Origin of the sequence: Sphingomonas xinjiangensis (assembly GCF_014199255.1) — a bacterium.
GTDB lineage: Bacteria > Pseudomonadota > Alphaproteobacteria > Sphingomonadales > Sphingomonadaceae > Sphingomonas > Sphingomonas xinjiangensis.
In genome coordinates, this window is sequence record NZ_JACIJF010000010.1 from 1 (window position 1) to 18,357 (window position 18,357).

Consider the following 18,357-nt stretch of genomic DNA (forward strand, 5'->3'; position numbering starts at 1 on the left):
GCGATAGCGGGCGATCCATGATCGAAGGAAAGCGGATCGGCGGAGGATGGTCGTCACTTCGGGTGGTCGCGCCAAGTCGCCGCCGATCCACCCCGCCTTCCCCGGGAGATTGACCACTCGCGTCGTGATCGGAACAACGACTGTTAGCGCCCAACTTATGTCGTTGCGATTACCAAGCCGTCTTCCCTGAAGCGGTCGCCCGTCGGCTAAACTGTCACCGCCCCCCCGACGTCAGTGATGAAGGGTGCCGATCTCGCTTGAGCCACCAGCTTCTCCAATTCGAGGACATGCGCCTCGAATGCCTTCCTGCCCTGCCTGGTCAGGCTGAGCCAGGTTCGCTGCCGCGTATCAACCACGGCCTTGCTCAACTTCACATATCCGGCTTCGTCGAGCTGGCGAACATGCTTACTCAGCACCGAGTCACTGACCCCCAGCGTGTCGCGAATTGTGCCGAACTCCGCGCTGTCCACCGCGCTCAGCATGGCACATATCTGGAGGCGATTGGGTGCGTGGATTACCGGGTCGAAGCCCCCTGCGGTCATCGCACCGTCTCCGCATCCTTGATGAAGGACCACTCCAACACGAACCCCAGCCCGGTCGCGAATACGCCGCACAAGAGGGCGATCCACAGCATGGCCCCTTCGTGCCCGCCGCTATTCTCCAGCCACACTCCGAACCGAATGCTCGCAACGGCGATGATAACACCACCAAAGCCAAGCAACGTCGATCGCAGGCTACCCCGGTGCGTGCTGGAGATACTTACGCCGGTGCGCCGACGGTGATGCGAGGCAAGTGCCGCAATCAACGCCAGACCAACGAACATCACCCATATAGAGCCCTGCTGCGTGAACGCAGCAGCCATGATCGCTACGGCAAGTCCGACGCTTGCATGATACCACCACGGCGCCCTGACCCGAGCGGCAGCAGCCTGCCGCGTGCGACCGATGATCTTCAGTCCCTCTTCAACACTCAGCTCGTTCGTTTGGTCGATCTTGTTCACTTTCAGTCTCCCTTTCCAATGCGGAAAGAGTAAGTCTATCTTTCCATATCGTCAAGCGTCATATTTCCACTTCGGAAAGTCATGCTAACGAACCTGGAGCCCAGCGCTATCCGCGAGCGGCAGCTGAGCGATGCCAGACACCGAAAAGCTGACCTTCCGCTTTCGCCCAAACCCGGCCGTTCAGGTCGGCTATCCGCACACCCCAAAGCGGTCGTTCGTTCATTTCACGGGTGAGTGCCGCAAATGACCCACTTGCGAGCTCTCGCGCTCTCCATAAACTGCCGGCATGCGTATATCGAAGTTCGCGATATGCCTGTCTGTCGCTGTCTTTTTCGTTTCCGCGTGCGGGAACACAGCAAGCGACAGAGGAGAGGCAGATGGCAGTGTCCTGCACGACGCTCCAAGCCGCTTGATGGGCAAGGCGCAGCTTGGACGAGACGACGCAATCATCTTTCTCTGCGAGGACCGGCAAACGTGTGGCGACGCTCTCTCGTTCGGTGAACTGGCAGAGCGGAGTTGTGCTCTTGAACTCAACAAGGTCGTCACAGACGCTTTACTCAGACGCCACGGCGTAGATGCGGCCTCTTCAACTGGGGAGTTCTGGATTGCAGGCAGGGGTCGGCGTTCAAAGGGGATTGGGGGATTCGGGCACCTCGGCGGGCAGCAATGCCAAGTTCGCTTCGATGGCGTCGACAGCATTGACCCGGGCCCACCCTATATTTGGATGCCGTTGCCGCCGACGAACTGATCGGCGACTGACGCCCATTTGCAGGCATTCAGCACGCTGTTAAGCTCGGACGATGAGCCGCGTTCCAGCCTTCCTGATTGCCGTCGCGGTTGGTGCGCTTCTTGCCGCCATAATCCAACCTCTCACCTCGGCGCCCGCGGAGGTCGGCGCAGGGCTCGCTGGAGCCTTCACAATTGGATTCTACGGTCTATTTCGGCGACAGGAAACGACCATCCGCTGACGACTCACTTTGCGACGATCGATGCTCGGCAGAGGCGCCAGTCTGGTGAAAGCCGCCGGGTCGCTCCTGGCGTGCAAAGCTACGTGTCGGCTGTCGCCCCAGTTGCGGATGTTCATGTTCGCAGCGATGATGCTTGGATGTGGACCAAACTTATACTCGCTTGTTTAGTTGGATGCGCAATCGGCGGCGTCGCTGGCCGGAACGCAAAACCTAGCGGGACTACAGGCGAGTGCCGTATCAATAGCTACGAGCGCCTATCTCTTGATCTCGGCACCCAACCCAAACTGGCACTTGAGCAAGTCCCCGATACCGCAGTTGGAAATGTTCAGCGGTGCTGGGCGCAAAATCCTTACGGTGGGCCAGCGCATAGCCTCTCACTGCTATACGCCCGACGTGGTCCAGCTGGTCAAACGTACGTAGCTTTTGAGCCCCTTGGCATCACGGACGTAGAAATCGTCTTCTTATTAGGTCGGTCGGGCAATGTGAAAGCCGCTTACCAGCGAAGCACCCTGTAAGTTAAACGGCCGACACTGCCGCTCCTGCAATGACTGCTTTTGCTATCAAGCTGGCCGAAAGCAGACTGTCGGGTAACCACCAGTAGCAGACATTCTGGATCTCAGGCCGAGTGGGCAACGAACAGGTCCGCAGGGCGTCGACGGCTTTGCTTTGTCCGCGCCCGATAGAGGTGCCTTCAACGAGAAAGATGTCGTACCAGGGTATGTGAGACTTGGCTCTTCCGGGCTGCAGTGCCGCAACTAGGCCCCTACCCCCTTGTCCGCTGAACGATCCCCTTTCGGACATTCTAATCCACGATGAGCGCAGCCTCAGAGCGACGTCTTCCGACGCGAACAGCCAGTTTCAGTCGTAACGCGACGCCGCACGAACAGCCGCCGAACGTCGGCTTCCGACAAGAGCTGACGTCAACCTGCGGCATCGGAACGACGGGTTTGTCCCAAAGTCTGTCATTAATCGCGCGATTAGCGTGAGCGAGAGACGTGTTCCCGGATGATTGACGGATGTCGAAGTTTGGAAACGGGAAGGGTGCTCTGAATATCCGGATCAGTTATTTCGATTGAAGCATATTCCTGGTTGACGCCCCTCATCCGAAATGCGCCACGAAGGCGCTCGCAAGCTCCGGGAGTTAAGCCACCCGCAAATTGGCATTTTCGTTGTCGGAGATGGTTAGGAACAGCGTCACTCCATAAAAATCACGCTTCCCTCGCCGTCCGAAGGGTTGCGCAGCTTGCAGGTTACCCGGACTCATAGAAGGGGCAAGCGCGGGCTCGGATCGCAAGTGGTCTTGACGAACGACACAGCGACCGGTGGGCTAATGATCTGAGGCGACTCGTCGCTTGCTGCACAACGACAGACACGGCGGTTGCAAGTCTCTCATCCAACTTGGATCACCAGCAGATCGAGCGAGCCTGCGCTTCCACAGCAATCTACCAGAGAAAGGTTACTGCTCCACCAGCGGGCAAGACGTGACCGAAACGCTGACGCGGCGCTACTACCTCTAAGGAGGCAGGGTTGTCACCAGCGTTGAACGCCAGCAAGACGATGCCACCATCTGCGTTCGTGAAGGCGACAGTCAGAAGCTTCGCGTCGCTCGTAGACGAAATCCTGGCGGCCCCCGGACGCACGAACCGGCTCAGATGGCCAAGCGCATAGTATTCCAGCTCACGAGTGATCTCCCCGCTGCTTGGATCGATCGTGACGACGCCGCGGCAATTGCTGCACCCTCCCTTGTGCGGCCCTGAAGAGGGATCGAGCGCCAAGTTCCAAAGAAGCACACCCCTAGCCCAGCCTCGCGTCGAACCGATCATCAAGTTCTTCACAGTGTCGCCGAAGCCGGCCTTCCACCCTGGCCGCCACCCGCCGCCTGAGCACTCGGTGAAGAAGGTCTCCTTGTTCGGAAACTTGTCCTTGACCCGCGTCTGCGCGGCCACGTCGCCGCCGTAGCAGTGCCAAGCAACCCCGGCGATGTACCGCGACGCTTGCGGGTCAGCCAGAACGGCTTCCGGCTGCTCCGGCAGATCCCAGTTGTGATCCCATTCCAATACGCGCGTGCCCAAACCAGCTTGAGCCAGAGCAGGCCCGAGATGCCCCCCGACGAATTTCGCCCGGTCGGCTGGCGGCCAGCGCATGCCTGGATAGTCCTTGGGAGAGAAATCCGGCTCGTTCTGTATCGTGACGTAGGGCATCTTCACGCCTTCCGCCTCGTATGCCTTCAGATACCGAACGAAGTAGCGCGCGTAGGCATCATAGCTGTCGTTGCGCAGCGTGCCGCCTATCATCGAGTCCCCGGTCTTCATCCAGCTAGGCGGGCTCCAGGGACTCGCCATGACGACAAGACCTGGATTGATCCGCAGCGCCTGCTTCACCGTCGGCAGGACCGTCTGCCGATTTGGCTCAATCGAGAAGCGGCGAAGTTGTGGATCACGCATCCCTGCGGGCATATCGTCAAAGCTATAGTGCGTCGGCGAGAAGTCCGACGCCCCAATCGTGAGCCGAGTAAAGTTAAGCCCCAACTTGCCCGACCCGGTGCCGAACAACTCATCCAGCAGCGCAGCGCGCTTTGCGGGCTCCAGCTTCTGGATCAGAATAGCCGAAGCGTCGGTGATCGATGCTCCAAAGCCCACCATGGTCTGAAAGCGCCGGCTCGGGTCCACTTCGATCCGAACGGCGCCAGGCGTCACCGAAGACGATACCGACACAGGAGCGAGCCTCTGTTGCCCGTCCCCGCTCGTCTGCCATGCTTCAACCTTCACCGTCATTGGCGCTGGCACGGCCGACACCATCGTCATAGCCGCACAGGCGAGCAGAACTCGGTTCATGGCTTCACCTGCACGTCTTTCATGGTCGCCGTGCCGCTCAGCGCCTTGTCACCGGCATAGCGGCCGACGGCCACCGGATAGGCACCCGCCGCGACGTGCCAGCGCTTGCCGGCGACATCGTAATCGGCGATCAGCCGCGGATCGACGACCACGCTGACGCGGCGGGTTTCACCCGGCTTCAGCATCACGCGCTCGAACCCCACCAGCCGCACGGTGGCGCCGTCGCGCCGTCCAGCAGTGGCATAGACCTGCGGAACGTCCGCACCGGCGACGCGTCCGGTGTTGGTGACGTCGAAGCTGACCCGCATCGCCTGCCCACCCTCGACCCTCAGCCCGCCATAGCGGAACTGAGTGTAGGACAGGCCGTGCCCGAAGGGGAACAGCGGCTTCTGCCCGGTCCTGAGGAAAGAGCGGTAGCCGACCGCCGCGCCCTCGGCATAGGGGACCACGGGCGCGAGCTCGCGTTCGACCATGCCGTAGGTCCCTCCCGCCTTCTTTGCGGCGTCGGCGGCCTTCATGTCGGCCAAGCCTGGGATCGGGTGGCGCGGCGCCTGGTCCTCGCTGGCGACAAAGGTCATCGGCAGCTTGCCTGAGGGATTGACCACGCCGAACAGGATGTTGGCGATGGCCTCTCCACCCTTCTGCCCGGGATACCAAGCCTGCAGCACCGCTGGCACCTTGCTCAGCCAGGGCATCAGCACGGGACCGCCGGTCTCCAGCACCACTGCGGTGCGCTTGTTGGCACCGGCGACAGCCTCGATCAGCGCGTCCTGATTGTCGGGCAGGGAGAGGGTCTCGATGTCCTGCGCCTCGGTGCGCCATTGCAAGGCAAAGACGATCGCCAGGTCGGCGCCGCGTGCAGCCGCTGCCGCTGCCGCAGGATCGCGACCATCGACATAGGTGACCTGCGCGCCCGGGGCCATCGCGCGGATCGCGGCGAGCGGCGAGGAGGCATGCCAGGTGACGCGTGCGAAGGAGGCCGCTGCCCCCTCGGTGAGCGGAATCTCGACGGGCGCGCCGCCAACCGAGCGGACCTGCGAAGAGCCGCCGCCCGAGAGCACGCCGACATCGGCATGCCCGCCGATCAGCACGATCTTCCTGGCCGTGCGCGCCAGCGGCAAGAGGTTGCCATCGTTCTTGAGCAGCACGCTGCCCTTTTCCGCCACTTCCTGTGCGACGCGCGCATTGGCGGCATAGTCGATCGGCTGCGCGGTAAGCGGCACGGGATGGTCGATCAGCCCGGTGGTGGTCACGCCCCAAAGAATCCGCCGGTTCATGTCGCGCAGGCGCTCGGGAGCCACGCTGCCATTCGCCACGGCGTCAGCCAGCGGCTTGCCGAAATACATCGCCTTGTCGAGCTCGCGGCCCGACTGCTGGTCGAGGCCTGCATTGGCGGCCTTGACGGTGGAGTGCACCGCGCCCCAATCGCTCATCACCCAGCCCTTGTAGCCCCAGTCGCGCTTCAGGACTTGGTTGAGCAGCCAGTCGTTCTCACACGCCCAATGCGTGTTGACCTTGTTGTAGGCGCACATGGCCGAACCTGGACGGCCGCGCTCTACTGCAATCTGAAACGCGAGCAGATCGCTCTCGCGCAAGGACGCCTCATCGATCCTGGCATCCATCGTCGTGCGCAGCGTCTCCTGCGGATTCAGAGCGAAGTGCTTCAGCGTCGAAATGATATGGTTGGCCTGCACCCCGCGGATCGACTCACCCGCCATGATGCCGGAAAGCAGCGGGTCCTCGCCCAGATATTCGAAGGTGCGACCGCCCCAGGGATCGCGCGTAAGGTTAGCGCCGCCCGCGAGCAGCACGTTGAAGGTCTTGGCCCGCGCCTCTCCGCCGATCATCACCCCGCCGCGATAGGCGAGGTCCGGGTCGAAGCTGGCGGCGAGCGCCAGGCTGGCGGGAAGCGCGGTTGCAACGTCGCCCTTGCGCTGCTCGATCTGGTTGGCGACGCCCAGACTGGCGTCGCTTTCGCGCAGCGTCGGAATACCCAGGCGCGGGATGCCGGGCACATAGCCGGCCGAGGAAATCATGTCGGCGGGCTTGTCCTTGCTCATCGGCGGAAAATAGCCGTGGACGTAGCGGAGCTGTTCCTCGCGGGTCATCTGCCGGGCCAAGTCCTCCGCTCGCTTCTCGGCGGCGGTGGTGGCGGTGGCGGTGGCGGCCGAGTCCTGCGGAACCGGCGCCTGCTGCGCGGCAACTGGCGCGCCGGCGGCGAGCGCGATGGCGGAAACGGCGACCGTTGTCGGCCGCGTGCGCGTGAAAACCTTCATGTCCTCTCCCCAAACTTCGGCGCTCTTATTGGAAGCGCTTCCAACCGTTCCGTAATCTCTGTCCCGGCTGCCAATGTCAACGACGTGCGGGTGAAGCCACCGACGCCCGTTCGACTATGGTGAAAGGCAGGAGTTCACACGACTGCGGCGCTACACCGCCACTGCCGCCAGCGCCCGCTATGATTTGCATGGCCCGTGCGCTCATCTCCTGGATGGGCTGATGCACAGTGGTAAGCGGCGGCCATACAAGGGCGGAGACGGGCGTGTCGTCGAAGCTCGCGATCGATAAGTCGCGGGGAACGTCCAAGCCGTCGCGGTGCGCGGCGAACAGCGCGCCCACAGCTGTGTCGTCGTTGGCGCAGATGATCGCAGTCGGCCTTGGATCGGTAGCGATCAGCTCGGGCAGGAGGTCGGTTCCGGACTTAAAGGTGAAATTGCCACGACGGGAGACGATCGCATTCTCGTCGAGCCCTTCCTCCTTGAAGGCTCTCATCGCTCCCAAAAAGCGCCGCTCCGCAGACAGGTGCTCAGCCAATCCCTGAATGAACCCGACGCGACGGTGACCGAGATCCAGAAGGTGGCGCGCAAGTGCGAACCCCGCGGCCTCGTCGTCCATGCCAACTCCTGGAGCGCCGGGATCCTCCGAGCTGCCGGGTGAAATGCGAACGAGCGCGGTTCCGGCTTCTGTCAGCAACCGCACTAGGTTGGACCAGTCAGAGAATGGCGGGGTGAGGATCACGCCGCGGCATCGGCTTTCCTCCACGAGGTGGAGGATTCTGGTTTCTACGTCAGCGCCTGACTGAACGACGGAATGCGTCACCAGCTCGAACCCAGTCTGCGCGCACACACGCAGCGCTCCGGTCTCAAGCGCCGCCTGATAGTAGGAGTTCGGCTCGCTTTCGGTATCCGACGAGAATATCAGCAGCACCGTGCGATTGGCGCCACCGGCAAGAAAGCGGGCCTGAAGATTGACTTGGTAGCCGAGCGTCTCGACCGCTTCGAGGACGCGCGACCGCATCTTATCGCTCACGTTGGGACCGTCGTTCAGCACACGGGAAACGGTAGCCCGCCCAACTCCGGACAGACGCGCGACGTCGTCAATAGTGGGACGCTTGCCCGTCGAGGTTCCTTCCAGTGTCTGTCCGGCCATTCCCCTCGTGTGTCGCCTGGAAGGGCGTGACGCAAGCGTGACCACCTTCAGGATGCCGTCAGAAAACTTGCGATGGTCAGCCGGCCCGTGGCGACGTCGTTCGGCAATGGGAGCGCATTGCGTATCGCGGCACAATGAAGGAGGCTGCTGCGATACAGCACCGCCCTATTGAATGCAGGCGGGACTTCTCCGATCATCTCGAACAGCGGCGTGTCGCCTTCTATGTAGCCAGGTGCCGGCTCGCCGTGAATGCGCAGGTCCGTTGCCAGAGCATCCAGGTAGGTGCGGTGCCGATCAGGCCCGATCGTCTCCCAGCCAGTTGAGCGATGGCGGAAGAAGCGCGTGCCACCCCAGTTGGCATGGCTCAGGTAGTGGACCACCGCCAGCTTGCCCAGCGCGACATCGTCGATGTGCGGCATGCGCTGAGGCAGGGAAAGCGTCTCGGGGGCCGAGGTGGCGATCGAGAATAGCGCCCGATCGAATGCAAGCCGTTCCTGGAAGCCGAACACGTGGCGCGCTGCGCCCGCCACCAGCGGAGCCACCGCCGCGCAATAAGCCTCGCCCACCGGCGCCCGGACTCCTGGATAGAAGGTGCCTAGCTGAGTCAGCGCCGCATCTGTGGCTTGCGCAACCAGCTGGTCCGGATCGGGCGCGAAGTTGTCGATCACCACCACCGGCTCGCCTTCCCGCCCGACCCGCTTCACCGAGACCTGCGGATCGCTCACGAGGCCGCACTCGGCTTGACTTGGCGCCACGCAAACCCGAGCGTTTCTCGATGCAGCCGCTGTCCGAACATGCCGATGTCGATGCGATCGCATTTGCCGAGATCCGCGCCGCCGCGCGTCCGGTGGTGCTGCGCAGACTTGTCGCGGAGTGGCCCGCCGTCGCCGCGGGGCGGCGGGGTGAGCTTGCCGGCTATCTCGCGCCCCTCGCCAGCGCAGAGCCCGTGCCAATGCTGCGCGCACACCCCGAGCAGGATGGCCTGCTTCACTATGCCGACGATCTCCAACAGCCCAACTTCACGCGGACGCCTGTAACGCTTGCCGGTTTCCTGGCGGTGCTCGGGGCTGAGGCCGCCAAGCCCCAGCCCGACACACTGGCGGTCCAAGGGCTTGCCGCAGCCTCCGTCCTGCCGGGCTTCAGCGACAGTCACGCTATGCCGCTGCTTCCGGACGACGTGACCCCGCGCGTGTGGATCGGCAGCGCGGCCAAGGTGGCCACGCACAACGACCCGCTGGAGAACATCGCCTGCGTTGTCGCAGGCCGTCGCCGCTTCACGCTGTTCCCACCCGAACAGGTCGCCAACCTCTACATGGGTCCGTTCCACGTGACGCCTGCGGGCACGCCTGTCAGCATGGTGCATGTCACCCAACCGGACCTGGACCGCTTCCCGCGCTTTGCCCAGGCGCTGAATGCTGCCGAGACCGCAGAGCTGGAGCCCGGCGACGCGATCTACATACCTTATGGCTGGTATCACCATGTCGAGGCGCTCTCTTCGATCAACATGCTGGTGAACTACTGGTGGAACCCGGCCCGTCCCGATCTCGGCTCCCCGTGGGACGCGCTGCTGCACGGGATGATGAGCCTTCGCCAATTGCCACCCGAGCAGCGCCGCGCCTGGCGCGCGATGTTCGACCATTACGTCTTCCTCACCGATGGCGACCCCGCCGGGCATCTCCCGCCCGAGGTGCGCGGCGTACTGGCCGCCAGCGCTCCCTCCGAGCTGATGCAGATGCGCCGCGGGCTCATCGAAGCGCTGCAGCGAGCTATGCCGCGGCGCTAGCGAGCGGCGGCGCCTGACATGTCCGTGCCACAAAGGCCTCATGGGTGGGCATCAGCGAAACGCATTTCGCGATCACGCCCTCGATGTTGGACAGGTAGCGCTCGATCTCGGCCATTGGGGTGACGTCCACCAGCGGATCGGGAGCACGCGGGATCACGCCCTGACCGATCAGGACCTGGATCCAGCTCTCTTCAGCGAACAACTCGTCGTCTTCGCGGAAGATGCGGCCGTTGGCCGCGAACAGCGCCATCTTGCGTGCCAGCGTCTCGGGCACATCCATCGTCCGCACGTGGCGCCAGAACGGCGTGTCGTCGCGCTGCGTGGCCTTGTAGTGGAGGATGATGAAGTCGCGGATGCGCTCATATTCGAAGACGGTCTGACGATTGAATTCGGCAATGTTTGCCTGATCGAATCCGGCATCGGGTAGCAGGCGCACCAGACGCAGGATCGCCGACTGGATGAGGTGGAGCCCGGTTGATTCCAGCGGCTCCAGGAAGCCGCTGGCGAGGCCGACCGCGACGCAGTTCTTCACCCAGCCCGCATGCCGGCGCCCCGGCTTGAAGCGCAGACGGCGCGGCTCGCCAGTTGGTGCCGCATCGAGGTGATCGAACAGGATCTGCTGAGCCACAGCATCTTCCATGTAGCGGCTGGCATAGACATGACCGTTGCCGGTGCGATGCTGAAGCGGAATGCGCCATTGCCAGCCCGCCGGACGGGCGGTGGAGCGAGTATAGGGAGTGAAGTCGGTCGAGCGCTCGCTGGGCACCGCGATCGCGCGATCGCATGGCAGCCAGTGACTCCAATCCTCGTAGCCGACGCCAAGCGCCTCGCCGATAAGGAGACCGCGGAAGCCCGAGCAGTCGATGAACAGGTCCGCCGCCAATTCGTCGCCATCGGCGAGGGTCACCGAACGAATGAAGCCATTATTCCCTTCGAGCGAGACATCGACGATCCGCCCCTCGCGCCGCTCGACACCCCTCGCGCGTGCGTAGTCAGCAAGAAAGGCAGCATACAGACCCGCATCGAAGTGGAAGGCGTAGGCGATCTGCCCAACCGGACTGTCCGGCATGTCGACACGCGGTCGCATGAAGCGGTTGGCGAGCGCCGCCCAGGTGTTGATCGAGTAGCGGTCCAGCTCGCCGGCTCTGCCCAGCGCGTGCAGCTTCACCCAGTACTGATGGCAGCGGAGCCATTCGAGATCCTGGCCGATGACACCGAAGCCGTGGACGTAGCTGCTGCCGAAACGTGACCAGTCGTTGAACTGGATGCCCAGCTTGAAGCTGCCCTGCGTGCGCCGAACGAAATCATCCTCGTCCAGCCCCAGCAGCTCGTTGAACTTCTTGATGGCGGGAATGGTGGCCTCACCGACCCCGACGGTCCCGATCTCGTCGGATTCCACCAGGACGATCTCGTATAGCCCCTTGAACAGCCTAGCGAACAACGCCGCGGTCATCCACCCGGCCGATCCGCCGCCCGCGATCAGAATGCGCCGCAGCTGCCTCATCGAGCCGACCTTATTCTTCCGGGAAGAAAAAGCGAGGGAGGATGCGAACACCCTCCCTCAAGGGAGGGTGACCTTAGAACCGGTAGTTCAGCCCGAGCAGGAACTGGCGCCCATATTCCTCATAGGTCTCCAGCAGTGCGCCACCGTCCTCCGTCTGCGTGCCGCCTCCATCCAGGCCTAGGCGTGTTCGGTAAGGCGAGTTCGTCAGATTGTTCACCTGGAACAGGATGCCCAGTCCCTCAAGAGCGCCACCCTGGAAGGTGTAGCCAACCTGAGCGTCGACCTGCTTGTCAGCCAGGATCTCGGTGAAGCCGCGCGTCGCGAACAGCTGCACAACCTCACCCTTGAACCCCGAGCGGTAGCGCTGGCTGACGCGAGCCTGGAAGCCAGCGCGCTCATAATAGGCCGTTAGGTTGTAGACGGTGCCCGACAGCCCGGGGATGCGGACCGCCTGAGTGGGATCGGGATTGGAGGTGGGGTTCAGGTTGGACTCGGTGAGCGACAAGCTGCCCTGCAGGCCAAGACCATCGAGCGCACGCACTAGGGTGCCGAAGTTGAATGCGCCACTGAACTCGACGCCCTTGACCGTGCCGCCCTTGCCATTGGCCGGCAGCGTGATCTGGCCGATGTTACTGATGATCACGCCCGGCGGGATCGAGGACGCAGTCGTCGGAAGCGGAATCCCGCTGAAGTCGAACGTGCCTGACTGCTGGTAGATGTAGCTCTTGATGTCCTTGTAGAAGCCGGCGATCGAGAAGTAGGTCGTCGGGTTGACGTACCATTCGTATGCCGCGTCCAGCGCATTGGCGCGCCAGGGCTTGAGCTTCGCGTTGCCTCCGGATGCCGACCACGGGTTCACGGTCGTCCCCGGCGTGCACGTCTGGCCGCTGCATACCAGCGAGTTAAAGCCGGGCGAGACATTGGCGCGCATGTCGTCCATCCGCGGACGTGCCATCGTCTTCGAAGCCGAAAAGCGCAGGCGATGGCCGCTACCAAGATCGTAGATAAGGTTAAGGCTCGGCAAAACGTCGGTATATTCAGCACCATCGCGAATCCGCTGGGGGATGATGGGCTGCCCGGGCTCCAGCCCGTTGATCACCACACCTTGCGACTTCTGGCTCTGGTTCACCACCTGCACGCCGATGTTGCCGCGCAGCGAGCCCCAGTCGATGTCCGCCTTGGCGTGCCAGGTGATCACGTCCTCTTCGATCGACCAGTTCTTGTCGTAGTAGTTCGCGTCGCGGATAGGCGTGATGTCGTAATACCGATCGAGCAGGTCGGCCGGATTGAACGACAGAACCCGACCGAAGCCCGCGAAGCTGAGGTCCGTCGGCGAGATCAGAAAGCCTTGATCGACCAGCACCTGCTGCCGCCCGTTCTTCAGGAACAGGTCGTTGTCATCGACGGTCTTGTTCTTCTCGCGCCGGGTCCAGTTCACGCCGGTCTCGAGCTTGCTGAAGAAGCCCTCGACCTCATGGTCCAGACGCATGTCGAGCGAGTAGACCTTCTCCTCGACCTCGGGGTAGCGGATGGCCCCATCGTGGCCCCAGCCGCCCCACGGAGCGCGATCCCCCAGCGAAACCTGCGCCGCATCGGCATAGTTCAACCCCTCGCTGTAGCTAGGGAAGCCGTCCAGCGACGCCTCGAAGCCGATCGTATCGAACGTGCGTCCGACTGTTGGGGTGGCCGGAGTCACGCCGCCGACGCCCGTGCCGTAGCCGGCATAGGTCTCCATGATTTGCTCGTGCCGCTTGTTGCGCGAGTAGGACAGATCCACGGTGAACCGCGTGCGATCGTCCATCTGGAACTCGTTGTTGAGTCCTGCAGAGAACAGCTCGTCGCGGCGCTGGTTGTTGTCGTTACGGATGATCGGCACCGCGTTCACTTGATTGCCCGAGAGCAGGACCGGCGTGCCGCCAACCTCCTGGGCACCGCCGCCGTTGAAGGTGAGCCCGTCGGCGAATGGATTGGAGAACCACTGCGCACCGCGCGTCACTTCGTTCTGCTTGAACTTCGAATAGTAGAGGTCGAGCGTGCTGTGCACGAAGTCGCTCGGCTGCCACTCCAGAATGCCGATGAAGGCGTCGCGCTGGTTCGAGCGCGAGGTGACGAAGATCTCCTGTCCATTGACCGCCAGCGCGCCATCGGCGCTGTCCGGCTGGATCACGTTGATGGGGACTCCATCGACCGTCTGATCGCCGAACGCCTCATAGCCATAGGCCTTGTAGTGGCGGTTGCCCGATGGCGAGTCGAGGCGCGCATAGCCAAGGGCGATGCCCAGCGTCCCGTTGAAGAACTGGTCGATGTAGCTGGCGCTGAACCGATAGCCCGTGTTGCGGACGTCATCGTTGAGCTTTTCGCCTTCCGTCTTCTCGCCGCGAATGTTGAGCGCGATAGCGCGCTTACCAAAGGTAAGCGGACGCACCGTGCGCAAGTCGGCGGTGCCAGACAGACCCATGCCCGAGATCTGCGCGTCGGGTGTCTTGTAGACCACCACGCTCGAGAGCAGCTCGGAAGGATACTGGTCAAATTCCACCGCGCGGTTGTCGCCTGAACTGGCCTGCTGGCGACCGTTGAGCAACGTGGTGGTGAAGTCGGGCGCAAGGCCGCGGATCGAGATCACCTGGGCGCGCCCGGCGACACGCTGCGCCGCGAGACCGGGCAGGCGGGCGATCGACTCCGCGATCGAGACGTCGGGCAGCTTGCCGATGTCCTCCGCCGAGATCGCCTCAACGATCGAAGTCTCGTTGCGCTTCAGACTGATGGAGTCGGCGATGCCGCGACGGATGCCGGTCACGACCACCTCTTCGCCTGGCTCGCCGGGGCCCGCCTCGCGCTGGTCGACGCTGGTCTGCGATGTCTCGCCTCCAAGTTCGCTGTCGGCACTTCCGGGCACCGGAGCGGCGGCTTCCTGCGCGAGCGCGAAACTCGGGCACACCATCGCGGTCGAGCCCAAATAAAGTGAAAGCAGCGCTATACGACGCCCAGGCACATTGCAGGCCATCTGTCCTCCCCTTGCCCGGTTTCACCGGACGATCTTGGTTGTTGGCTTCGACCCGTCGTTCGCGAGGATTGGAAGCGCTTCCAATTCCTAACCAGAAACATTTGGACACGCAACGGCTTTCAGCGCCGGGTGCGCGTCAGCAGGAAATCCGATGCGAAAAGCAGGACGATCCCGTAGCACGACGCCGGCAGGAGAAGCGACGCGGCCAAGCCCCATTGATCGGCCGCCAAGCCGGTGATCGGAGGTATGATGGCGCCACCCACCACTGCCATGCAGAGCAGAGTTGCTCCTGGTGTGGCCTGTTCAGGCGCTGTGGGGAGCGCAAGCACGTAGATCGTCGGGTACATGACTGAGTTGAACAGCCCCACTCCTATCAGAGCGGCGCCGGAGATCGGGCCGTGCGCGAAAACGGCAGCAATCACGAGCAGCCCTGCCGCACCCGCGGCCCATCGCAGCAGCCGCGCCGGCGCGATGCGGCCCATCAGCCAGGCCCCGGCGAACCGCCCGATCATTGCTCCTCCCCAATACAGCGACACCAATCGAGCCGCGCCCATCGGGGCGAGCGCCATCGTGCTCGGCTGCATCAGGAAGTCGGTGAGAAGGGCGCCGATCGCCACTTCGGCTCCGACATAGGCGAATATAGCCGCAGCTCCAGCAACAAGCCGCCTGTCCCTGAGGGCCCCGACCCACCCCCTCTTCGAAGTGCGCGTGGAACCGACAGGAATGCCGCGGAGCAGGTTTCGGCTCGCCGCAAAGGCCAGCGCCAAAACGGTCAACGTGATCGCCGCGCATCCGAACGGAAGCGCGTAAGGAGGAATGCCCTGTGCGCGCGCGGGAAGCGCGACGATCGTGGCCGCACCGACCAGAGGCGCGACCACCGTCCCCAGCGAGTTGAAGCCCTGAAGGATGTTGAGCCGGACCGCGGCCCGTCCCGAGTCCCCAATCAGCGTCACCACGTTGTTGCTTGCGATCTGAAGAAAGCTGGCGCCGGCGGAAACCGCCAGAAGCGGCATCAGAACGAAAGCGAAGCTCTGCGAAGCAAGACCAGCTATGAGAAGGCCGCAGCCTGCCGCCATGAGGGTAAGCCCGATGGCATGCGCGCGCATGTAGCCGACGACCGACACAGCCGCCGCAATCGGAATCGCCAGAACGAGATAGCTGGAATGAGATGCCAGCTGGACGGCCATGGCAGACGCATAATCCAAGCCGAGGGTCAGGCGGACACGCGGAACGAGCAAGCTGACGGAGGACGCCACGAACCCGCCAATGAAAAAGACTCCAATGGACAGGCTGAAGACCTTCGCCGCAGCCGAGCCGGCACGACCCTTCAGCATCCCCTTCGCCACAGCACCATCAGCTTCTAAGCCCAGCCATTTTCGCCCCGTCTACCACGCAGCATTCCGCATGGCTCAGGCCACGGCAAGGTATCGCAGACTTGCTGGGGCATCATCAACACAACGCTTCCAAGCCGCCTGGCGCCTACCTCAAGGAGCGGCTTCTAAGCAGTCATGCCACCATCGATCGCGAGCGTGGCTCCCGTTATGTAGGTAGCCTCGGGTCCGACCAGAAAGGCGACCGCCGCGGCAACGTCCTCCGGCTTGCCATATCGTCCCAGAGCAGACTTCGACTTCATGAGCTCCGCGACTGGCCCTTCGGTCGGCGCCATACCCGTATCGATGGGCCCCGGTTGAATGGTGTTCGCGCGGATGTTGCGAGGGCCAAGGTCTCTGGCCCAGCTGCGGGTGTAGGCCGCCACCGCCGCCTTGCTCGCGACGTAATCGGCGATCCCCGCGAAAGGAGTGTGGTGCATAGCGCCGGTCGTGCCAATGGACACTACGCTGCCGCCATTCTCCATAAGCGGCGCTGCCGTGCGCATGACCGTCACGACCGCGCGGACATTGATGTCGAGCTGGCGATCAAGGGCGGCGACGTCCAGCTCCGGATCGTCGATCTGTCCGGTGACGAAGACGCCTGCGGAGTTCACAACGATGTCGAGGCGGCCGAAGGCCGAGTGCGCATCGCGCACCATCTGCTCCACCTCCTGAGTGATCGCCTGATCGGCCTGGATGGAGATTGAACGACGACCGAGTGCCTCCACCTGTGCAACCACCGCCTCCGCGCCCTCCCGAGAGGACGAGTAACTGAACACGACGTCTGCCCCTTCGCGCGCAAGGCGCGTCACGATAGCCGCGCCGATCCCGCGCGACCCTCCAGTGATCAAGGCAACCTTGCCCGCGAGTGGCTGTGACATGATCGTGACTCCTGCATCGTGGTTCCAGCGGATGCATGCCGCTGCTTCAAGACTGAGCTACATCGTCAGGTCGGGCGCGACGATCAGACCCGAGTATGTCCGCCTTAAACGTCCGTATGATCGAATCATCGTGCCCGGCTCGGCGTTGCAGTCCTCCGGCCCGGCGGAGCATCGTCTGAAAGCCGGCTGCGAAAATCACGGACTTGTTATGCCTCCAGCTGGCGTCTCCTCACCTGCTGCCTCCACCACCTTCCCCCGAAAAACCCAATAGGCGAACGCGACCTAGCCGATCACCACGGGCAGAATGCAGACGAGCACCCAGGCAACGATGTGCTGAGTTCTGGGCGCCGAGGCCGTTTCGGAAAGGGTCAGAACGCCGGGAATGGCATAGGGCCAGATGCTCACGCCCAGGCCGATCCCAGCCGCCAAGACCAGCGTGCAGGCGAAGAGGAATGGCCGCCAGTCACGCGCAGCCCATAGGTTACGCCAGGCGCCGACCCATGCTCCCGCGGCTATAGCGGGGAGCGGGAGAAGAAGCAGGGTTCGTCGCGCGTTGCATGGCCGAGGGGCTGGTGGGTGGCGAAGGGTTCGCGGTCGACGCCAGCCTGATCCGCGCCGATGCCAATCGTCAGACCGGCGGTCCGGGCAGCGATGGCATGCCGCCGGACGCCGACAGCCGTGCGGTGCGCGAGTATTTCGCCGTTCTCGACGATGCCGCGTTCGGCGCAGCGACACCGGTGGTGCCCAAGTATCTGGCGCCGGCCGATCCGGCATCGCGCTGGACCAGCGCGCATCGCGGGCCGGCCTTCTACGCCTACTCGACCAAATACCTCATCGACCTCGATCACGCCGTCATCATGGACGTGGAAGCGAGCACCGCCGTGCGTCAGGCCGAGGTGACCGCGTGCAAGCGCATGATCGCGCGGGTGCAGGACCGCTTCGGCGTCTGGCCCGAGCGGCTGGCGGCCGATACCGCCTACGGTTCGGCGGAGATGCTCGCCTGGCTGGTCCACGAGCGTGACATCCAGCCGCACATCCCGGTGTTCGACAAGTCCGCCCGCCGCGACGGCACGTTCGAGCGCGATGCCTTCATCTACGACCATGACGACGACAGCTACGTCTGCCCGGGCGGCAAGCGCCTGCGCCCCAGGAACCGCAACTTCGCAACCGCTCGGGGCGATGTCGGCCAGGACGGCTTCATCCGCTATCGCCCGCCACAGCAGGATTGCGGTGGCTGCGCCTTGCGGGAACGCTGCACGCCCAACATGCCCGCGCGCAAGGTCACCCGCTCGATCCACGAAGGGGCTCGCGACCTTGCCCGCGACATCGCCACCACCGACGCTTACGTCACTTCGCGGCGCCAGCGAAAGAAGGTCGAGATGCTGTTTGCGCACCTCAAACGCATCCTAAAGCTCGACCGATTGCGCCTGCGCGGTCCAAACGGTGCCAGGGACGAGTTCCATATGGCAGCCACCGCCCAGGACCTCCGCAAGATGGCCAAGCTTATCCCGTTGGCGACACAGCCACTACCCGCCTGAGCCGGTCGGCGCTGTACCGCGCAACTCAGCCGCAGCTTGCCTCCGGTCC

12 protein-coding genes and 1 pseudogene are annotated in these 18,357 nt (G+C 63.5%); 2 read left to right on the forward strand and 11 right to left on the reverse strand.

Annotation, left to right across the window (positions count from 1 at the left end; all coding sequences use genetic code 11):
* Positions 1-206: 206 nt before the first annotated feature.
* The 6 genes from FHT02_RS14795 to FHT02_RS14820 form a co-directional block, all read right to left on the reverse strand.
* Complete coding sequence (locus FHT02_RS14795; RefSeq protein ID WP_184089214.1) at positions 207-542, reverse strand: winged helix-turn-helix domain-containing protein; 336 nt, start codon at positions 540-542, stop codon at positions 207-209.
* Positions 539-1,000 carry a hypothetical protein gene (locus FHT02_RS14800; protein ID WP_184089217.1) on the reverse strand — a complete coding sequence of 154 codons (462 nt, stop codon included), beginning with the start codon at positions 998-1,000 and terminating at the stop codon, positions 539-541. The genes FHT02_RS14795 and FHT02_RS14800 overlap by 4 nt, the downstream gene beginning before the upstream one ends.
* A 2,410-nt stretch (positions 1,001-3,410) precedes the next feature.
* Complete coding sequence (locus FHT02_RS14805) at positions 3,411-4,802, reverse strand: glycoside hydrolase family 30 protein (RefSeq protein ID WP_184089220.1); 1,392 nt, start codon at positions 4,800-4,802, stop codon at positions 3,411-3,413.
* Positions 4,799-7,078, reverse strand: coding sequence for a beta-glucosidase (locus tag FHT02_RS14810; protein ID WP_184089223.1), 2,280 nt, complete (start codon positions 7,076-7,078; stop codon positions 4,799-4,801). Before FHT02_RS14810 ends, FHT02_RS14805 begins: the two co-directional genes overlap by 4 nt.
* A 76-nt stretch (positions 7,079-7,154) precedes the next feature.
* The gene (locus FHT02_RS14815; RefSeq protein ID WP_184089226.1) at positions 7,155-8,228 is read right to left on the reverse strand and encodes a LacI family DNA-binding transcriptional regulator; all 1,074 of its coding nucleotides are present in this window, start codon (positions 8,226-8,228) and stop codon (positions 7,155-7,157) included.
* A 47-nt stretch (positions 8,229-8,275) separates the two neighbouring features.
* Positions 8,276-8,953 (reverse strand): DUF6445 family protein, encoded by a 678-nt coding sequence (locus FHT02_RS14820; RefSeq protein ID WP_184089229.1) that lies wholly within the window; start codon positions 8,951-8,953, stop codon positions 8,276-8,278.
* A 50-nt stretch (positions 8,954-9,003) separates the two neighbouring features.
* Between FHT02_RS14820 and FHT02_RS14825 the strand changes: the two genes are divergently transcribed.
* Complete coding sequence (locus tag FHT02_RS14825) at positions 9,004-10,011, forward strand: cupin-like domain-containing protein (protein WP_184089232.1); 1,008 nt, start codon at positions 9,004-9,006, stop codon at positions 10,009-10,011.
* Here FHT02_RS14825 and FHT02_RS14830 read toward each other — a convergent pair.
* The 5 genes from FHT02_RS14830 to FHT02_RS21610 form a co-directional block, all read right to left on the reverse strand.
* Positions 9,995-11,515, reverse strand: a complete 1,521-nt coding sequence (locus FHT02_RS14830; RefSeq protein ID WP_184089235.1) for a tryptophan halogenase family protein — start codon at positions 11,513-11,515, stop codon at positions 9,995-9,997. The genes FHT02_RS14825 and FHT02_RS14830 overlap by 17 nt on opposite strands.
* Before the next feature lie 73 nt (positions 11,516-11,588).
* A complete protein-coding gene (locus FHT02_RS14835) occupies positions 11,589-14,456 on the reverse strand; it encodes a TonB-dependent receptor (protein ID WP_184089238.1) in 2,868 nt (955 codons plus the stop codon).
* 182 nt (positions 14,457-14,638) lie between these two features.
* Positions 14,639-15,853, reverse strand: coding sequence for an MFS transporter (locus FHT02_RS14840; protein WP_184089241.1), 1,215 nt, complete (start codon positions 15,851-15,853; stop codon positions 14,639-14,641).
* A 164-nt stretch (positions 15,854-16,017) separates the two neighbouring features.
* A complete protein-coding gene (locus FHT02_RS14845) occupies positions 16,018-16,770 on the reverse strand; it encodes an SDR family NAD(P)-dependent oxidoreductase (protein ID WP_184089244.1) in 753 nt (250 codons plus the stop codon).
* 282 nt (positions 16,771-17,052) lie between these two features.
* Complete coding sequence (locus FHT02_RS21610; RefSeq protein ID WP_246352435.1) at positions 17,053-17,310, reverse strand: cytochrome d ubiquinol oxidase subunit II; 258 nt, start codon at positions 17,308-17,310, stop codon at positions 17,053-17,055.
* Between the two features lie 5 nt (positions 17,311-17,315).
* Here FHT02_RS21610 and FHT02_RS14850 point away from each other — a divergent pair.
* Positions 17,316-18,308: pseudogene (locus FHT02_RS14850) on the forward strand (transposase); the annotation flags it as partial.
* Between the last annotated feature and the right edge of the window lie 49 nt (positions 18,309-18,357).